This is a genomic window from Pseudomonas sp. (genome assembly GCF_050739995.1).
Classification (GTDB): domain Bacteria; phylum Pseudomonadota; class Gammaproteobacteria; order Pseudomonadales; family Pseudomonadaceae; genus Aquipseudomonas.
Genome location: NZ_JBOICG010000044.1, coordinates 1 through 16,611 on the forward strand (window position 1 = coordinate 1; position 16,611 = coordinate 16,611).

At 59.7% G+C, this 16,611-nt stretch carries 14 protein-coding genes; 10 read left to right on the plus strand and 4 right to left on the minus strand.

What is annotated here, in order from left to right; genetic code table 11:
* From clpX to ACRESD_RS01535, 4 genes are all read left to right on the plus strand, one after another.
* Positions 1–1,054 (plus strand): ATP-dependent Clp protease ATP-binding subunit ClpX (gene clpX, locus ACRESD_RS01520; RefSeq protein ID WP_431749314.1); only part of this gene is annotated, 1,054 nt, incomplete at its 5' end.
* Positions 1,055–1,243: 189 nt separating this feature from the next.
* Positions 1,244–3,640 (plus strand): endopeptidase La, encoded by a 2,397-nt coding sequence (gene lon, locus ACRESD_RS01525; RefSeq protein WP_431749315.1) that lies wholly within the window; start codon positions 1,244–1,246, stop codon positions 3,638–3,640.
* 148 nt (positions 3,641–3,788) lie between these two features.
* On the plus strand, positions 3,789–4,061 hold the full coding sequence (locus ACRESD_RS01530; RefSeq protein ID WP_003174819.1) for an HU family DNA-binding protein: 273 nt from the start codon (positions 3,789–3,791) through the stop codon (positions 4,059–4,061).
* Between the two features lie 230 nt (positions 4,062–4,291).
* A complete protein-coding gene (locus tag ACRESD_RS01535; protein ID WP_431749316.1) occupies positions 4,292–6,166 on the plus strand; it encodes a SurA N-terminal domain-containing protein in 1,875 nt (624 codons plus the stop codon).
* A gap of 67 nt (positions 6,167–6,233) precedes the next feature.
* Here ACRESD_RS01535 and ACRESD_RS01540 read toward each other — a convergent pair whose 3' ends face one another.
* Positions 6,234–6,662, minus strand: coding sequence for a helix-turn-helix domain-containing protein (locus tag ACRESD_RS01540; protein WP_431749317.1), 429 nt, complete (start codon positions 6,660–6,662; stop codon positions 6,234–6,236).
* Positions 6,663–6,741: 79 nt separating this feature from the next.
* Between ACRESD_RS01540 and ACRESD_RS01545 the strand changes: the two genes are divergently transcribed.
* The gene (locus ACRESD_RS01545) at positions 6,742–7,236 is read left to right on the plus strand and encodes a DUF2938 domain-containing protein (protein WP_431749318.1); all 495 of its coding nucleotides are present in this window, start codon (positions 6,742–6,744) and stop codon (positions 7,234–7,236) included.
* Between the two features lie 105 nt (positions 7,237–7,341).
* A complete protein-coding gene (locus tag ACRESD_RS01550; RefSeq protein WP_431749319.1) occupies positions 7,342–7,842 on the plus strand; it encodes an N-acetyltransferase family protein in 501 nt (166 codons plus the stop codon).
* Here the strand turns inward: ACRESD_RS01550 and ACRESD_RS01555 are convergent.
* A complete protein-coding gene (locus ACRESD_RS01555) occupies positions 7,818–8,993 on the minus strand; it encodes an MFS transporter (RefSeq protein ID WP_431749320.1) in 1,176 nt (391 codons plus the stop codon). The two genes, ACRESD_RS01550 and ACRESD_RS01555, sit on opposite strands and share 25 nt — an antisense overlap.
* Before the next feature lie 116 nt (positions 8,994–9,109).
* Here ACRESD_RS01555 and ACRESD_RS01560 point away from each other — a divergent pair, with 116 nt between their 5' ends.
* Positions 9,110–10,009, plus strand: coding sequence for a LysR family transcriptional regulator (locus ACRESD_RS01560; RefSeq protein ID WP_431749321.1), 900 nt, complete (start codon positions 9,110–9,112; stop codon positions 10,007–10,009).
* Positions 10,010–10,098: 89 nt separating this feature from the next.
* Complete coding sequence (locus ACRESD_RS01565; RefSeq protein WP_431749322.1) at positions 10,099–10,899, plus strand: DUF2242 domain-containing protein; 801 nt, start codon at positions 10,099–10,101, stop codon at positions 10,897–10,899.
* Positions 10,900–11,153: 254 nt separating this feature from the next.
* Here the strand turns inward: ACRESD_RS01565 and ACRESD_RS01570 are convergent, their stop codons facing one another.
* Positions 11,154–12,182 (minus strand): AraC family transcriptional regulator, encoded by a 1,029-nt coding sequence (locus ACRESD_RS01570; RefSeq protein ID WP_431749323.1) that lies wholly within the window; start codon positions 12,180–12,182, stop codon positions 11,154–11,156.
* A 4-nt stretch (positions 12,183–12,186) separates the two neighbouring features.
* The gene (locus ACRESD_RS01575; protein WP_431749324.1) at positions 12,187–13,317 is read right to left on the minus strand and encodes a carbon-nitrogen hydrolase family protein; all 1,131 of its coding nucleotides are present in this window, start codon (positions 13,315–13,317) and stop codon (positions 12,187–12,189) included.
* A gap of 212 nt (positions 13,318–13,529) precedes the next feature.
* Here ACRESD_RS01575 and ACRESD_RS01580 point away from each other — a divergent pair, with 212 nt between their 5' ends.
* Positions 13,530–15,569 (plus strand): FAD-dependent oxidoreductase, encoded by a 2,040-nt coding sequence (locus ACRESD_RS01580; protein WP_431749325.1) that lies wholly within the window; start codon positions 13,530–13,532, stop codon positions 15,567–15,569.
* Positions 15,570–15,626: 57 nt separating this feature from the next.
* Entirely contained in the window at positions 15,627–16,505 is an 879-nt protein-coding gene (locus tag ACRESD_RS01585) for a 1-aminocyclopropane-1-carboxylate deaminase/D-cysteine desulfhydrase (RefSeq protein ID WP_431749326.1), read from the plus strand.
* Positions 16,506–16,611 lie beyond the last annotated feature (106 nt).

Consider the following 16,611-nt stretch of genomic DNA (forward strand, 5'->3'; position numbering starts at 1 on the left):
GTATGTAATCGGTCAAGAGCGTGCAAAGAAGGTTCTGGCCGTAGCGGTGTACAACCACTACAAGCGCTTGAACCAGCGTGACAAGAAGGGCGACGAAGTCGAGCTCGGCAAGAGCAACATCTTGCTGATCGGCCCTACAGGCTCGGGTAAAACCTTGCTTGCGGAAACCCTCGCTCGCCTGTTGAACGTTCCGTTCACCATCGCCGACGCTACCACCCTCACCGAGGCTGGCTATGTGGGTGAGGACGTCGAGAACATCATTCAGAAACTGCTGCAGAAGTGCGACTACGACGTAGAGAAGGCCCAGATGGGTATTGTCTACATCGACGAAATCGACAAGATTTCGCGCAAGTCGGACAACCCGTCCATCACTCGGGATGTTTCCGGTGAAGGCGTGCAGCAAGCCCTGTTGAAACTGATCGAAGGCACGGTCGCTTCCGTACCGCCTCAAGGTGGTCGCAAGCACCCGCAGCAGGAATTTCTGCAGGTAGATACGCGTAACATCCTGTTCATCTGTGGCGGCGCGTTCTCCGGCCTGGAAAAAGTTATCCAGCAGCGTTCCACCCGTGGTGGCATCGGTTTCAGCGCAGAAGTGCGCAGCAAGGAAGAAGGCAAGAAGGTGGGCGAGTCCCTGCGTGAAGTCGAGCCTGACGATCTGGTCAAGTTCGGTCTGATCCCGGAGTTCGTTGGCCGTCTGCCAGTGCTGGCCACGTTGGACGAGTTGGATGAGGCGGCTCTGATTCAGATCCTCACCGAGCCGAAAAACGCCCTGACCAAGCAGTATGCCAAGTTGTTCGAGATGGAAGGTGTGGACCTTGAGTTCCGTACCGATGCGCTTAAATCGGTGGCCAAGCGGGCACTGGAGCGCAAGACCGGTGCGCGTGGTTTGCGCTCGATCCTCGAAGGCGTGTTGCTCGATACCATGTACGAAATCCCCTCGCAGTCCGAGGTGAGCAAAGTGGTAATCGACGAAAGCGTTATCGAAGGCAAGTCCAAGCCACTGTATATCTACGAAAACAGTGAGCCGACTGCCAAGGCTGCGCCGGACGCGTAAGCGTTTTGCAGTTGCTGTGCAAGCAAGGGGCCTTTCGAGGCCCCTTTGTTTTTTAGGGCAGTTTTTCAGGACAGCTTTTAAATTCGCGTTTATTCATGCGTTTAAGTGCTGGCATTGAGCTTGTTTTTTTTGCATGCAGCCCCCATCTTGGTTTCAAGTTTATTTTTCAACTGTCATAGAGGCGAAATCATGAAGACAACCATCGAATTGCCTCTCCTGCCGTTGCGTGATGTCGTCGTCTATCCGCACATGGTTATCCCGCTGTTTGTGGGGCGCGAGAAGTCTATCGAAGCCCTCGAGGCTGCGATGACGGGCGACAAGCAGATCCTGCTGTTGGCCCAGAAGAATCCTGCTGATGATGATCCGGGCGAAGACGCCCTGTATCGCGTCGGTACCATTGCTACCGTGCTGCAACTGCTCAAACTGCCTGATGGCACCGTCAAGGTGCTGGTGGAAGGCGAGCAGCGTGGCGCGGTCGAGCGTTTCATGGAAGTGGACGGCCACTTGCGCGCTGAAGTCGCGTTGATCGACGAAGTCGAAGCCCCTGAGCGCGAATCCGAAGTGTTTGTACGCAGCCTGCTCTCGCAGTTCGAGCAGTATGTGCAGTTGGGCAAGAAAGTCCCGGCTGAAGTCCTGTCCTCTCTCAACAGCATTGATGAGCCAAGCCGCCTGGTCGATACCATGGCTGCGCATATGGCGCTGAAGATCGAGCAGAAGCAGGACATCCTCGAAATTATCGACCTGTCGGCCCGTGTTGAGCATGTGTTGGCACTGCTGGATGGCGAAATTGACCTGTTACAGGTTGAGAAGCGCATCCGTGGTCGCGTGAAGAAACAGATGGAGCGCAGTCAGCGCGAGTACTACCTGAATGAGCAGATGAAGGCCATTCAGAAGGAACTCGGTGACAGTGAGGAAGGCCACAACGAAATCGAAGAGCTGAAAAAGCGCATTGATGCCGCTGGCCTGCCGAAAGACGCTCTGACCAAAGCGACCGCCGAGTTGAACAAGCTCAAGCAAATGTCGCCGATGTCGGCTGAAGCCACCGTGGTTCGTTCGTACATCGACTGGCTGGTGCAAGTGCCGTGGAAGGCCCAGACCAAAGTGCGCCTGGACCTGGCTCGCGCTGAAGATATCCTCGATGCCGACCACTATGGCCTCGAAGAAGTCAAAGAACGCATCCTTGAATACCTCGCCGTGCAAAAGCGCGTGAAGAAGATCCGTGGTCCGGTGTTGTGCCTGGTCGGTCCTCCAGGTGTGGGTAAAACCTCCCTGGCCGAGTCCATTGCCAACGCCACCAACCGCAAGTTTGTACGCATGGCCCTTGGCGGTGTACGTGATGAAGCGGAAATCCGTGGTCATCGCCGGACTTACATCGGTTCGATGCCAGGAAGATTGATTCAAAAGATGACAAAGGTGGGGGTGCGCAACCCACTGTTCCTGCTCGATGAAATCGACAAAATGGGCAGCGACATGCGTGGTGATCCGGCATCCGCGTTGCTCGAAGTGCTCGATCCTGAACAGAACCACAATTTCAACGACCATTACCTGGAAGTCGACTACGATCTGTCCGACGTAATGTTCCTGTGCACCTCCAACTCCATGAATATTCCGCCAGCCTTGTTGGATCGGATGGAGGTGATTCGTCTGCCGGGTTACACCGAAGACGAGAAGATCAATATTGCCGTCAAATACCTCGCACCCAAGCAGATTTCAGCCAATGGCCTGAAAAAGGGCGAGATCGAATTTGAAGTCGAGACGATCCGTGACATCGTGCGCTACTACACCCGCGAGGCCGGTGTTCGGGGCCTTGAGCGCCAGATCGCGAAGATTTGCCGCAAGGCGGTCAAGGAGCATGCGCTGGAAAAACGCTTCTCGGTGAAGGTGACGGCCGACTCCCTGGAACACTTCCTGGGCGTGAAGAAGTTCCGCTACGGCCTGGCCGAGCAGCAGGATCAAGTAGGTCAGGTGACTGGCCTGGCGTGGACCCAAGTGGGCGGCGAATTGCTGACCATTGAAGCGGCGGTGATCCCGGGCAAAGGCCAGTTGATCAAAACCGGTTCGCTGGGCGATGTCATGGTCGAGTCCATCACTGCCGCGCAAACCGTGGTACGCAGTCGCGCCAAGAGCCTGGGCATTCCCCTGGACTTCCACGAGAAGCACGACACGCACATCCATATGCCGGAAGGGGCTACCCCGAAAGACGGCCCTAGCGCTGGCGTAGGTATGTGCACGGCCCTGGTGTCGGCTCTGACCGGCATCCCTGTGCGAGCGGATGTGGCCATGACCGGGGAAATTACCCTGCGTGGTCAGGTGCTGGCCATCGGTGGTCTGAAAGAGAAATTGCTGGCGGCACACCGAGGGGGTATCAAGACGGTGATCATTCCTGAAGAGAATGTCCGCGACTTGAAGGAAATTCCTGACAACATCAAGCAGGATCTGCAGATTAAACCGGTTAAATGGATTGACGAGGTCCTGCAAATTGCGCTGCAATACGCGCCGGAGCCCTTGCCGGATGTGGCTCCAGAGATTGTCGCGAAGGATGAAAAACGCGAGTCTGATTCCAAGGAAAGAATTAGCACGCATTAATGCGATTAAGCCTGGGGGCTTCCTTGACAGCTTTTTAGAGCCCTTGTTATAAAGCGGCTCTTAAGTGTCTGTAGGCCATTCAGCACTGGTTTTTGCTTTCACCAAAAAACTTAGAATCATACTCAATAGATATATAAGGGGACTTAGAGTGAACAAGTCGGAACTGATTGATGCTATCGCCGCATCCGCTGATATCCCGAAAGCTGCTGCTGGCCGTGCGCTGGACGCAGTAATCGAATCCGTCACTGGCGCTCTGAAGGCCGGCGACTCCGTGGTACTGGTAGGCTTCGGTACTTTCTCTGTGACTGATCGCCCAGCTCGCACTGGCCGTAACCCACAGACTGGCAAAGCACTGCAAATCGCTGCTGCCAAGAAACCAGGTTTCAAAGCCGGTAAAGCCCTGAAAGAAGCCGTTAACTAAGCTTCGCTCAAGCCTTACCTATCCGGGCCAGACGCAGTCTGGCCTGGCAGCGGAGCGGCAGCTGACCCAAGTATCCATCGGGTCGCCACGCCGGGGGTGTGGGTTCAAACCCCCGTCCGCTCCGCCAGTTACGAGAAGGCGCATCCTCGGATGCGCCTTTCTTCTATCCGGACTCTACCCACGCTCCACGGTTGCCTAATTTTTGAAGTTCAACCGTTTCTGGGGGACGCATGCTGCAGAATATCAGGGACAATTCACAAGGCTGGATTGCCAAGACCATTATCGGGATCATCGTCGCGTTGATGGCGTTCACCGGTATCGAGGCTATTTTCCAGGCTTCGACCAACAACAAGCAGGACGTGGCCAAGGTCAACGGTGAAGAAATCACCCAGACCGAATTGAGCCAGGCCGTCGACATGCAACGTCGCCAGCTGATGCAACAGCTGGGCAAGGATTTCGATGCTTCCCTGCTGGACGAGAAATTGCTGCGCGATGCGGCCCTCAAAGGGCTGATCGATCGCAAGCTATTGCTGCAAGGCGCTGCGAACTCCAAGTTCGGTTTCTCCGAAGCGGCGCTGGACCAAGTCATCCTGCAAACGCCGGAATTCCAGGTGGACGGCAAGTTCAATGCCGAACGCTTTGACCAGGTGATCCGTCAGCTGGGCTACAGCCGTATGCAGTTCCGTCAGATGCTGACCCAGGAAATGCTGATCGGCCAGGTTCGTGCTGGCATCGCCGGCAGCGGCTTCGTCACCGACGCCGAAGTGCTGGCATTCGCCCGTCTGGAAAAACAGACCCGCGATTTTGCCACCGTCAACATCAAGGCCGACCCTGCGGCGGTGAAGCTCACCGACGACGAGGTCAAGGCTTACTATGACCAGCATGCCAAAGAGTTCATGACCCCGGACCAGGTGGTCGTCGACTATCTGGAGCTGAAGAAGTCGTCCTTCTTCGACCAGGTCACCGTCAAGGACGATGAACTGCAGGCTGCCTATCAGAAAGAAACCGCCAACCTCGCTGAACAGCGTCGTGCCGCGCACATTCTGATCGAAGTCAACGACAAGGTGACCGAGGCGCAGGCCAAGGCCAAGATTGAAGAGATCCAGGCGCGCCTGGCCAAGGGGGAGAAGTTCGAAGCCCTGGCCAAGGAGTTCTCCCAGGACCCGGGTTCGGCCAACAATGGTGGTGACCTCGGTTTCGCCGGCCCTGGCGTATACGACCCGGACTTCGAAACTGCCCTGTATGCCTTGAACAAAGACCAGGTATCGGCCCCGGTGCGCACCACCTTTGGCTGGCACCTGATCAAGCTGTTGGGCGTTGAGGCACCGCAAGTGCCATCGTTTGCCAGCCTGAAAGACAAGCTGACCCGCGAGCTCAAGACCCAGCAGGTTGAACAGCGTTTTGTCGAAGCGACCAAGCAATTGGAAGATGCGGCATTCGAAGCCTCCGACCTGGCCCAGCCGGCGTCTGACCTGAAGTTGACCGTGCACACCTCCGCGCCGTTCGGCCGTGAGGGTGGTGAAGGTATCGCGGCTAACCGTGCCGTGGTCACCGCTGCGTTCAGCCCGGAAGTGTTGGATGAGGGTGCCAACAGCACCGCCATCGAACTGGACCCGGAAACCATCGTTGTGCTGCGCGCCAAAGAGCACCTCAAGCCTGCGCAGTTACCGTTGGAAAAGGTCTCGGCAGCGATCCGCACCCAGATGACCAAGGAGCGTGCCAGCGCGGCTGCCAAGGCTCACGCTGACGAATTGATCGCCAGCCTGCGTGATGGCAAGACCCCACTGAACCAGCCAGTCGACGGTCAGGCCTGGAAAGTCACCGAAGCGGCGACCCGTAGCGCGGAAGCGATTGATCCGACTGTTCTGCAAGCCCTGTTCCGCATGCCTAAGCCTGCGAGCAAGGACAAGCCGACGTTCACTACCGTGACCCTGGCTGACGGTAGCCTGATGATCGTGCGTTTGAACGGCGTCAACGAAGCGGCTGCCCCGTCGGACGAAGAAAAGGCGCAGTACCGCCGCTTCCTCGCTTCGCGTATCGGTCAGCAAGACTTCGCGGCGTACCGTAAGCAGTTGGAAACCCAGGCTGACATCAAGAAGTTCTGATGGCAGCTTGAATAAGAAGCCCCCGGCCTGAAAAGACCGGGGGCTTTTTTATGGGCGGACGGAGCGCCTACGGGTAAGGCCTTACGGACGTTGCGGCCGTCCTGTTCCTTTTCACTTTTCCCGCAGCGGCCTTGAGCAGTCGTTGGAAGTTCGGGCATTGCGTGTGATCGGGCGCCGGGCATTCTGCAGCGTGGCGCAAGCCTTGGCTCATGGCTTTCAGGCGCTTGATGGTCGCGTCGATGCTGTCGGCCTTGGCCAGCAACAGCGTCCTATCTATCTGCAGAACCCCCTCGGAGGGCAGCATGATGCGGATTTCGTCCAAGGACAGACCTCCGGCCTGACCCAGTGCAATCAGTGCCAGTTGATCGAGCACATTAGACGCGAAGTGCCGTCGTTCACCGGGGGCGCTGGTCGCTGTGATCAAGCCCGTCTTCTCGTAGAACCGGACTGTGGAGGAGGGGAGCCCTGTTCGCCGGGAAACTTCTGAAATATCCATGATGCACCGCTTGACTTGAAGTTGACTTCAACTTCTATGCTGCCCGTAAACGAGTGTTTCATCAATCAGAGGGTGGGCAATGTTGTCGGTGGATGAGTGGGTAAGGTTGGTGTTGGTTGGTGTTGGCGCGACAGCCGTGATGGACGTTTGGTCAATGATCCTGAAGGGGTTGGGTATCGCGACACTCGACTACGCGATGGTGGGCCGATGGGTGGGGCATCTCCGCCAGGGCACGTTCGTCCATGCCCGTATCGGCAAGGCCTCACCGGTACAGGGCGAGCTGGCACTGGGGTGGTTGGTCCATTATGCCGTCGGCATTGGTTTCGCCGCGTTGTTGGTGGGTGTCTACGGCGTGGGGTGGTTGCTTGATCCCGTGTGGTTGCCTGCAGTAGTGGTGGGTACGGTGACAGTGGTTATCCCCTATTTCGTGATGCAACCGGCAATGGGGGCTGGCATAGCGGCCTCTCGCACACCCACTCCTTGGCGGAATCGCTTGCGCAGCTTGCTGACCCATGTGGTGTTTGGAGGCGGCCTCTATCTTTCGGGCGCTGTGCTCAAGCACGTGTGGGCATAAACGCCGTTTGTAGGAAAAGGGGTTGTAGCGGTTGGCGTACTACGTGGATGCTAGGTGTTTACCGAACTAGGAGTGTCATGCATGTTGCTTCAAGGAGGAGGGGACTTGGTCATACGTCGTGCCAGTGTGGCGGACGCCCCAGCGGTTCTGCGGGTGTTCGACGAGGTGATTGCCTGGTTTGTTGCCATGGGCAATGACGGCCAATGGGGCACTGAGCCCTGGTCGGCATCGCCCCAGCGGGTTGCACGAGTTTCCGAAGCCTGCGCGATGCCCGGGGCATGGGTGGTCGAAGAACCGAGCGGCCGTGTTCGGGCCGCTCTGGTGTTGGGTGAGTCCATGCCATATGTACCGGCGGCGACGGAGCCGGAGGTGTATGTGCGCTTGTTGATCGCCGCGCGGGATGAGGGTGTGCGTGGCGTTGGTCGGCGGCTGATGGCCTTCGCCGATGACCGCGCCCGCGCCATGGGCGTAAACCGCTTGCGTGTGGACTGCTACGGCGGCGGGAGCGGCGCGTTGGTGCGGTTTTATGAGTCATGTGGTTATGAGCGCATCTCCACGTTCGAAGTGGATGGATGGCCGGGTCAGTTGCTGGGGCGCAGCCTGTGATACGCCGCCAAGGCCAGTAGCATCAGGAGGACGACCGCCCACGCAAAGGTGGTGACGCCCCAGCCCTGGAGCAACATACCACCCGCCAAGCCACCGCCGGCGATCCCCAGGTTCCATACGGTCACCAGCATCGATTGAGCCGCGTCCGCCGACTCTCCTGCGGATTTGGCCAGCGCGGTTTGCAGCAATGCCGGCAGGCCACCGAACGCAAACCCCCACAAGGCCACCGCGACGTAGATGACCAGGGGCACGTTGATCCAAAACGCCAGCGCCAGGGCGATCAGGCCGAACAGTGTGCAACTGATCAAAAGCAATGTGTTCAACCACCGATCGATCAGTACACCCGTCAGCCAGATGCTTAACAGCGCTGCTACACCGAACACCAACAGTACCCGGTCGATGTCGGCAGCAATGCCGGCGGGCACCAGTAACGGCGCGATGTAGGTATAGAGAATGTTGTGGGCCAGGACGTAGGTAAAGGTCACCCACAGTACCGGGCGAATCCCGGGCAGGGTCAACACCTGGGCCAGGCCCAGGCGCTTCTGCGCGGTTTGCCCGGCAAAGTCCGGGAGCTGCCAGCGCGCCCAGATCAACAGCAACAGCGTCAAACCCGTCATGATCGCGAAACTCAGGCGCCAGCCCACGACGGTTCCCAGCCAGGTACCGGCCGGTACACCGAGGGATAGCGCCAGCGGGGCACCCAGCATGGCGACGGCAATTGCCCGTCCTTGCAGGTGCGGCGCGACCATCCGGCTTGCATAGCCCGCCAGCAGTGCCCAGAGCAGCCCGGCGAATACACCTGCGAAGAAGCGCGCTACCAGGGTCAGCCCATAGTGGCTGGAAAGGGCAGTGACACTGTTGACCAATGCAAAGCCGCCGATGGCGATCAACAGCAACGGTCGCCTGCGCCAACCCCGGGTCAACAGTGTCAGGGGAATGGCTGCGAGCAGTGATCCCAAGGCGTACAGAGTGACCAACTGGCCGACCAGCGCGGGCGACACGCCCAGGCCTTCGCCCATCTGCGGCAGGAGCCCGGCAGGCATGGCCTCGGTGAGGATGGTGATGAAGCCGGCGCTTGCCAGTGCCAGCAAACCTCCCAGCGGCAGTGCGTCACGTTGTGTGTCGGTTGGGCAATCGGTCAGTGAGGTCATGATGCTCTATCCATGCAAGAGGGCAGGAAAGTAGCGTAGAGGGCTGCCATCTGCGGAAAAACAGGCTAAGGTTCCGAACTTATCGGACGTTACTGTCCGTAATGTGGGGGCACATCATGGACAGTCTGGGCAACCTCTCGGTATTCGTGCAGGTAGCGGAGACCCGTAGCTTCACTGAAGCCGGGCGCGTGTTGGGGGTTTCGTCTTCGGCCATTGGTAAAAGCATTGCCCGGATGGAAGCGCGGCTGGGCGTGCGGCTGTTTCACCGCAGCACCCGCAGCATCACCCTGACCAGTGAAGGCGCACTGTTCCTTGAGCGTACCCGGCGCATTTTGGCCGAGGTCGAGGCGGCGGAACGAGAGCTGACCGAAGCCAGCGCAACGCCTCGGGGCAAGCTGCGCATCAGCGTTCCGCAAGTACGTGGTTTATTGATGCCGGTACTCAGCAACTTTATGCGCGCCTACCCTGAGATCGAGCTGGATGTGGATTTTTCCGACCGCATGGTGGATGTGATCGAAGAAGGCTTCGATGCGGTGATTCGCACCGGCAAGCCGGAAGATTCCCGGCTGATGGCCCGCCATCTGGGGCACTACCAATTGGTGCTGGTGGGCACGCCGGCTTACTTCCACGAGCACGGTACTCCGCAACATCCCTTGCACTTGAACGACCATGCCTGCTTGCGCCACAAGTTTTGCGCGACGGGCAAACTGGAACCCTGGCCGTTGCGCCTCGACCCCGGTGGCGTGGAGCCAATCCTGCGCACCCCGCTGGTCAGTACCACCATCGAGTCCCTCAACCATGTGGTACATGAAGGGTTGGGCATTGCCTGCCTGCCGGATTACATGGTCAACCAGGCCGTGGCGCAGGGGCGCCTGCAACGGGTATTGGATGAGTACCTGGAACACCGTGGCAGTTTCTGGATGCTATGGCCCTCTAGTCGCCATGCATCGGTCAAGTTGCGCGTGTTTATTGATCACATGTGTGCAGGGCTTTTTCCGGCAGGCACCATCGCTTGAACCTGTGACGTTTTACCGACAGGAATACGCGCGCCAAGGTGTCGTTCTGTTGCACAATACCGCCCTGACTGTTTTCCTCAGGATTTTCGATGTCGACATCATTTCACGTGCGCAGCCTCGGGTTGGCGCTAGTGTTGGCGGGCGCCGCGGGCTGCTCGTCGCCCAAAACCGCTATTTATGAACATGAAAACTTCGACGATTCCGGTACGTTTTCCCGTGATTACCCGGTCAGCGCTACTGCGTCCTGCGAGGCGGCGCGTCGTGCATTGCTGAGCCAGGGCTACATCATCACCAGCAGCGATCCGAAGCTGGTGGTGGGTAACAAGAGCTTCCAGCAAACCGGCGAAACCCACATGCAGATCAGTTTCAATGTGGTGTGCGCCAATGATGGCAAGGGCAACAATCACTCGACGATGTTTGCCAACGCCCTGCAGGACCGATATGCGCTGAAGAAGGTCAACAACTCCGCGAGCCTGGGGGTGGGTGTCCTGGGTTCTGTGTCGATGCCGATCGGTTCCACCGATGATTCGATGGTGAAGGTGGCGAGCGAGACCGTCTCGGCGCCGAAGTTCTACGAACGTTACTTCGCACTGGTGGACGTGTTCCTGCCCCAGGAAGTGAAAGAGGCCGAGCATATTCCCGAGAAGCCCAAGACTGACCTGGGTGTGCCGGAGCCAAAGGCCGTACCCGTAGAGAAGGTCGAGGCCCCTAAAGTAGAGACACCGAAGGTCGATACACCGGCCCCCGTGGTGTCGGAACCGGTCGCACCGCCGCCTCAGCCGGCGCCGATTGTCCCGCAGCCAGAGCCGGTTACAGCCCCTGCGGCAACGAACCCGTCGTTGCCCGCCCCGACAGAAGCCATTCCCCCTCTGCCGACTCCAGTGAAGTAAGTCCCGGCACCTGCGGGATAAATTCCCGCAGCCCTGCTACGTTTAATGTGCAAGTGCAGGAACGTCATGACGTCGACATTTTTTCGTCATCACGGCACTTTAGGCTGGTTGTGCAGGTCATTGACCTGCACCCACATTGAACCTGGCAAGGAGTGACCCATGGACGATTACCAAGAAGAACTGCTGGAGTACCACGCGTTTGAACTGGACCCGCTGGAACCGGTCGATGACGCCACCGAGCTGTAACACCGACTTCAGGCGGAATGCCGCTGACTGCGGCGAAATTCCCCTGGGGTCTGGTCGTTCCACCGCCTGAACGCCCGTTGAAACGCCTGGGCTGAGGCAAAACCGAGCAAGTAGGCGATTTCGCCGAACGCCAGCTCCGTATCGCGAATGTAGGTCATGGCCAGGTCGCGGCGGGTATCGTTGAGAATTGCGCGAAACTGAGTACCTTCTTCGGCCAGTTTGCGGCGCAGTGTCCAGGTCGGCAGCTTCAAGCGAGCCGCCACTTCTTCCAGGTCGGGTTCCCGGCCACCATTGAGCATCGGCCCGAGCAAACGGGTAATGCGCTCGCGCAGGCTGCGGGTGCGTGTCAACTGCTCCAACTCTCTTTCACACAGCTGCAACAACAGGTGCCAGGTGCTTGGGCAGTGCTGTGGGTTGCGCAGGGCCAAGGTTGGCTGGTTCAGACGCAGTTGGTTGGCATCGGCGCCGAAATGAACATCTCCGAGCGCGTTGTAGTGCTCGCTGTACTCCGGTGCTTCAAACTCGATGTCGATGCGCTGTGCATACACTGGTTGCTGGGCCACGCTGGACAACTGGTGCAGCCAGCCGGCGATGATCGAGTCCACCACAAAACGGTTATAGGTGTTGTAGGGGCTGATGGAATAGAACCGCAGCCAGGCCCCGTTGGCATCCTCATGAAAGCTCGACTGCCCGCGATAGTTGGAACCGTACAAGGCTTCGAAGCGTGTCAACGTACGTGCGGCTTCACGCACATTGGGCGCCTGGGCCGCCGTGACACCCGCCAGCCCGGCCTGGCTCAAGCGGCTGAGCCCGCCCATGCGCAGGCCCAGGCTTGGGTCGCCGGTCAGTTGGATGGCCGCATGGCCCAGGCGCATATAGCGCGGAATCGACAGGCGTGCACCAGCCTCGGCGAGACGCGCCGGGTCCAGGCCGTATTGCAATAGCAGCGGTTGCGGGTCCAGGCCGTGGCTGTGGATGGCATCGGCCAGGGTGTGCACGAAGCCCACCGACAGATCTCCAAGGCGCACCGGCTTCAAGGTGTTACAACCAGATATTCAACAGGCGCGCGCCACGGGCGTCGCTGTCGGTGGTGATCTGCCCGCGGCTGCTCAGAAAGCTGTGCCCGCCGGTGCCCAGGTCCCAGAACTGTCCACGCAGGAACACGCTCATGCCCGCCGTGGCCTGGCTGATGGGCTGCTGGCTGATCAGGGTGAGGCGGCGCCAGGCTTCGCCTTCGCTGAGCTCTTCGGGCTTGAGGCTGATTTCGGAGGGTGTCGATACGCTTTTGAAGCCACGCCATGGCCGATCCCAGGTGTCGCGGCCGATCACAAATGCAGGCACAGCGACCAGTTGCGCGCCGTGTTCGTTGAGCTTGCGGTAGTTGTCCGGGTACCAGCTGTCGCTGCCGATCAGGATGCCCAGGCGCCCGGCCGGTGTGTCGACCACGCTGATCTGATTTTCATCGCCTGGCTGGATAAAGCCACGCTCGTCATAAATGGGAAAAAGCTGACGCTGGGGTTGACCCATGGGCGCACCATCGGCACCGAATACCAGGCTGGCGTTGTACAGCGCGCCATGGCCGACTTGCAGTTGGCCCTGGTTCACCACCGGATTGGGCAAGGCGATGGAGCCGGCCACCAGGGTGACGCCGAACTCTTTGGCGAGGCCGCCGAACAGTACCTGATAGTCGCGGGCCATCGCCGGGGCTTTCATACGCAGGTAGGCATCGTCCATCCGATTGTCGCCGGTGGCGCTGAGCCAGGCACGGGCGAACAGGAATGGGTTGCTGGCTGACAGCCAGTTCATCGCGTCCTTGAGGTGGATGGCCTGGTACAACTCGTTTTTCTCGCCGCCCAGCATCAGCCAGGTGCCGATATGTTCCGGCAGTACCACGACAGTCTTGTCGCTGATCAGACCCTGGTCTCGGGCCTTTTGCAGGTAGGCCGCGAGTTTCAGGTGCAGGCGTTCGAGGCTCTGGTAGTCGGCGGGGAACAGCTCCGGCTGGATGCCCAGTAGATTACCGCGATCGGCCGGCACACCTTCGTTGACAGCCAGGGTGATGCGCAGGTCTGACAGGTAATGCGCCACAGGGCGCTCCTGGGTCCAGACCAGATACGCGGCGACGGCGGCAACCAGGGCCATGGTGACGGTGAAGGCTAGAAGTTTACGCATGGGGCAACAGACAACAGACCGGGTGCAGGGTTCGCCGACTAGGGTAGGGCCCATGGCGCGGCTTGCCAAGGGGCGCTGTGCATTTGGATCAATAACTTGTCAGTTTCAGTCATTGAGCCGTCATCCATGGCCTCTTAGTCTGTGGGACATAAACCGATGACGCGCCGTTCGAGCGCGCCACGTCCCGTGATGATCCGTTGTGGAGCTTGACCATGACCGCTGCTGCCTACCCGCACCTGCTGGCCCCGTTGGACCTGGGTTTTACCACCTTGCGCAACCGTACCCTGATGGGGTCGATGCACACCGGGCTGGAAGAAAAGCCCGGCGGTTTCGAACGCATGGCGGCCTATTTTGCCGAACGTGCCCGTGGCGGCGTGGGCCTGATGGTCACCGGTGGCATTGGGCCGAACGATGAAGGCGGCGTGTATGCCGGCGCAGCCAAGCTCACCACCGAAGAAGAAGCGCAGAAACACAAGATCGTGACCCAGGCCGTGCACGAAGCGGGCGGCAAGATCTGCATGCAGATTCTCCACGCCGGCCGTTATGCCTACAGCCCCAAGCAGGTGGCGCCGAGTGCGATTCAAGCGCCGATCAACCCGTTCAAGCCAAAAGAGCTGGACGAAGAGGGCATCGAGAAGCAGATCCAGGATTTCGTCACCTGCTCGTTGCTGGCCCAGGTCGCCGAATACGACGGCGTGGAAATCATGGGTTCCGAAGGCTACTTCATCAACCAGTTCCTTGCTGCGCACACTAACCACCGTACCGACCGTTGGGGTGGCAGCTACGAAAACCGCATGCGCCTGGCGGTGGAAATCGTGCGCCGTGTGCGTGAAGCCGTTGGCCCGAACTTCATCATCATCTTCCGCCTGTCGATGCTCGACCTGGTGGAGGGCGGCAGTACCTGGGAAGAGATCGTGCAGTTGGCCAAAGCCATCGAGCAAGCCGGTGCGACCATCATCAACACCGGTATCGGTTGGCACGAGGCGCGTATCCCGACCATCGCCACCAAAGTACCGCGTGGCGCTTTCAGCAAAGTCACCGCCAAGCTGCGCGGTGCGGTGCAGATTCCCCTGATCACCACCAACCGCATCAATACCCCGGAAATCGCCGAGAAGATCCTTGCTGAAGGCGATGCCGACATGGTCTCGATGGCGCGGCCGTTTCTCGCCGACCCGGAGTTCGTCAATAAGGCAGCGGCCGGGCGGGCCGATGAAATCAACACGTGCATCGGCTGCAACCAGGCCTGCCTGGACCACACCTTCGGCGGCAAGCTCACCACTTGCCTGGTCAATCCACGAGCGTGCTATGAGACCGAGCTCAATTACCTGCCGGTCAAGCAGATCAAGAAAATTGCGGTAGTCGGCGCAGGCCCGGCCGGTCTGGCGGCGGCTACGGTGGCTGCCGAGCGCGGCCATCAAGTGACACTGTTCGATTCAGCCAGTGAAATCGGCGGCCAGTTCAACATCGCCAAGCGTGTGCCCGGCAAGGAAGAGTTCTTCGAAACCCTGCGTTATTTCAAGCGCAAATTGCAGACCACTCACGTCGAGTTGTGCCTGAACACCCGCATGGATGTGGCGCAACTGGCGGCGGGCGGTTATGACGAAATCATCCTGGCCACCGGTATCGCACCGCGTACTCCGGCGATCCCGGGCATCGACAACGCCAAGGTGCTCAGCTACCTGGATGTGATTCTTGAGCGCAAACCCGTGGGTAAGCGCGTGGCGGTGATCGGGGCCGGCGGTATCGGTTTCGACGTCTCGGAATTTCTCGTGCATCAAGGTGTGTCCACTAGCCTGGACCGTGAAGCGTTCTGGAAAGAATGGGGCATCGACACCCAGCTACAAGCCCGTGGCGGCGTTGCGGGCATCAAGCCGCAACCCCACGCACCGGCGCGTGAAGTGTTCCTGCTGCAGCGCAAGACTTCCAAGGTCGGCGATGGCCTGGGCAAGACCACCGGCTGGATTCACCGCACCGGCCTGAAGAACAAGCAGGTGCAGATGCTCAACAGCGTCGAATACTTGAAGGTCGACGACGAAGGCCTGCATATCCGCATCGGTGCCGAGGGCGAACCTCAGGTGCTGGCGGTGGACAACATCATCATCTGCGCCGGCCAGGACCCACTGCGCGAACTGCACGATGGCCTGGTCGCCGCGGGCCAGAACGTGCACCTGATCGGCGGTGCCGATGTGGCGGCCGAGCTGGATGCCAAGCGCGCCATCAACCAGGGCTCACGCCTCGCCGCCGAGCTGTAAGCCCAGAAGCGGGGCGGTGTTAGACTACTGCCCCGTTTTTCATGCAGATCCCTCCCGATGGGTCCCTTCGATTGGCTGCCCCATGCCCCCCTTGAACCCCTGCCGCTGGATTGGCTGAACGGCGTCGAGTTGGCCGTGTTGCGCCTGGACCGCATCGACCCGCTGGTCAGCGGCAACAAGTGGTTCAAACTCCTCGGCCATTTGGCCCAGGCGCAAAACGCCCGTGGCATCATCAGCCTGGGCGGCGCTTATTCCAATCATTTGCACGCTTTGGCAGCAGCGGGCAAACGCTTTGGTTTTCCTACCGTCGGCCTGTTGCGCGGTCATCCTCAAGACACCCCCACGGTGCGCGATCTGAAAGCCTTTGGCATGGAACTGCATTGGTTGGGGTATGGCGGCTATCGTGCGCGGCACGAGCCGGATTTCTGGCTACCTTGGCGCGAGCTATATCCCGATCTCCATCCCGTGCCCGAAGGCGGTGGCGGGCTTGCCGGTGCATCGGGTTGCGGCGTGCTGGTCGATCAGGTGCGCGCGCAGTTGGGCACGTTGAACTGGGCTGACTACGACGGTTGGTGGCTGGCGGCGGGCACCGGCACCACATTGGCGGGGCTGGTGTTGGCGGAGGCAGGGGCGCATCCGGTGTACGGTGCCATGGCTGTGCCGGATGATCACGGTATCGCGCAGAACGTGCAGGCTATCGTGCAAGGTGGGTATGAGTTGCTGGAGGCCAGCCGGGGCGGCTTTGCCAAGGCCGACCCGTTGTTACTCGATTTTATTGAAACCACGGAACACGCTTGCGGCCTGCCGTTGGAGCCGGTCTATACCGGCAAGGCATTGCTGGCGTTGAAGCAGCAGATCGAGACCGGGCGTTTTACGCCCGGCACTCGCCTGGTCTTCGTTCACACCGGTGGCCTGCAAGGCCGTCGAGGCTTTTAATGTGGGAGGGGGCTTGCCCTAAGCCAGTCAGTTAAGCCGCGGGACGTAGAACACACATGTAGTGAGCGGGCTTGCCCCGCGCTGGGCTGCGAAGCGGCCCCACCCC

Bases quoted from the DNA above. Each gene is read 5' to 3' on its own strand.
- ACRESD_RS01540 (WP_431749317.1), bottom strand. From the start codon at position 6,662: ATGGATATTTCAGAAGTTTCCCGGCGAACAGGGCTCCCCTCCTCCACA.
- ACRESD_RS01580 (WP_431749325.1), top strand. From the start codon at position 13,530: ATGACCGCTGCTGCCTACCCGCACCTGCTGGCCCCGTTGGACCTGGGT.
- ACRESD_RS01575 (WP_431749324.1), bottom strand. From the start codon at position 13,317: ATGCGTAAACTTCTAGCCTTCACCGTCACCATGGCCCTGGTTGCCGCC.
- ACRESD_RS01555 (WP_431749320.1), bottom strand. From the start codon at position 8,993: ATGACCTCACTGACCGATTGCCCAACCGACACACAACGTGACGCACTG.
- ACRESD_RS01545 (WP_431749318.1), top strand. From the start codon at position 6,742: ATGTTGTCGGTGGATGAGTGGGTAAGGTTGGTGTTGGTTGGTGTTGGC.
- ACRESD_RS01585 (WP_431749326.1), top strand. From the start codon at position 15,627: ATGGGTCCCTTCGATTGGCTGCCCCATGCCCCCCTTGAACCCCTGCCG.
- ACRESD_RS01560 (WP_431749321.1), top strand. From the start codon at position 9,110: ATGGACAGTCTGGGCAACCTCTCGGTATTCGTGCAGGTAGCGGAGACC.
- lon (WP_431749315.1), top strand. From the start codon at position 1,244: ATGAAGACAACCATCGAATTGCCTCTCCTGCCGTTGCGTGATGTCGTC.
- ACRESD_RS01535 (WP_431749316.1), top strand. From the start codon at position 4,292: ATGCTGCAGAATATCAGGGACAATTCACAAGGCTGGATTGCCAAGACC.
- ACRESD_RS01565 (WP_431749322.1), top strand. From the start codon at position 10,099: ATGTCGACATCATTTCACGTGCGCAGCCTCGGGTTGGCGCTAGTGTTG.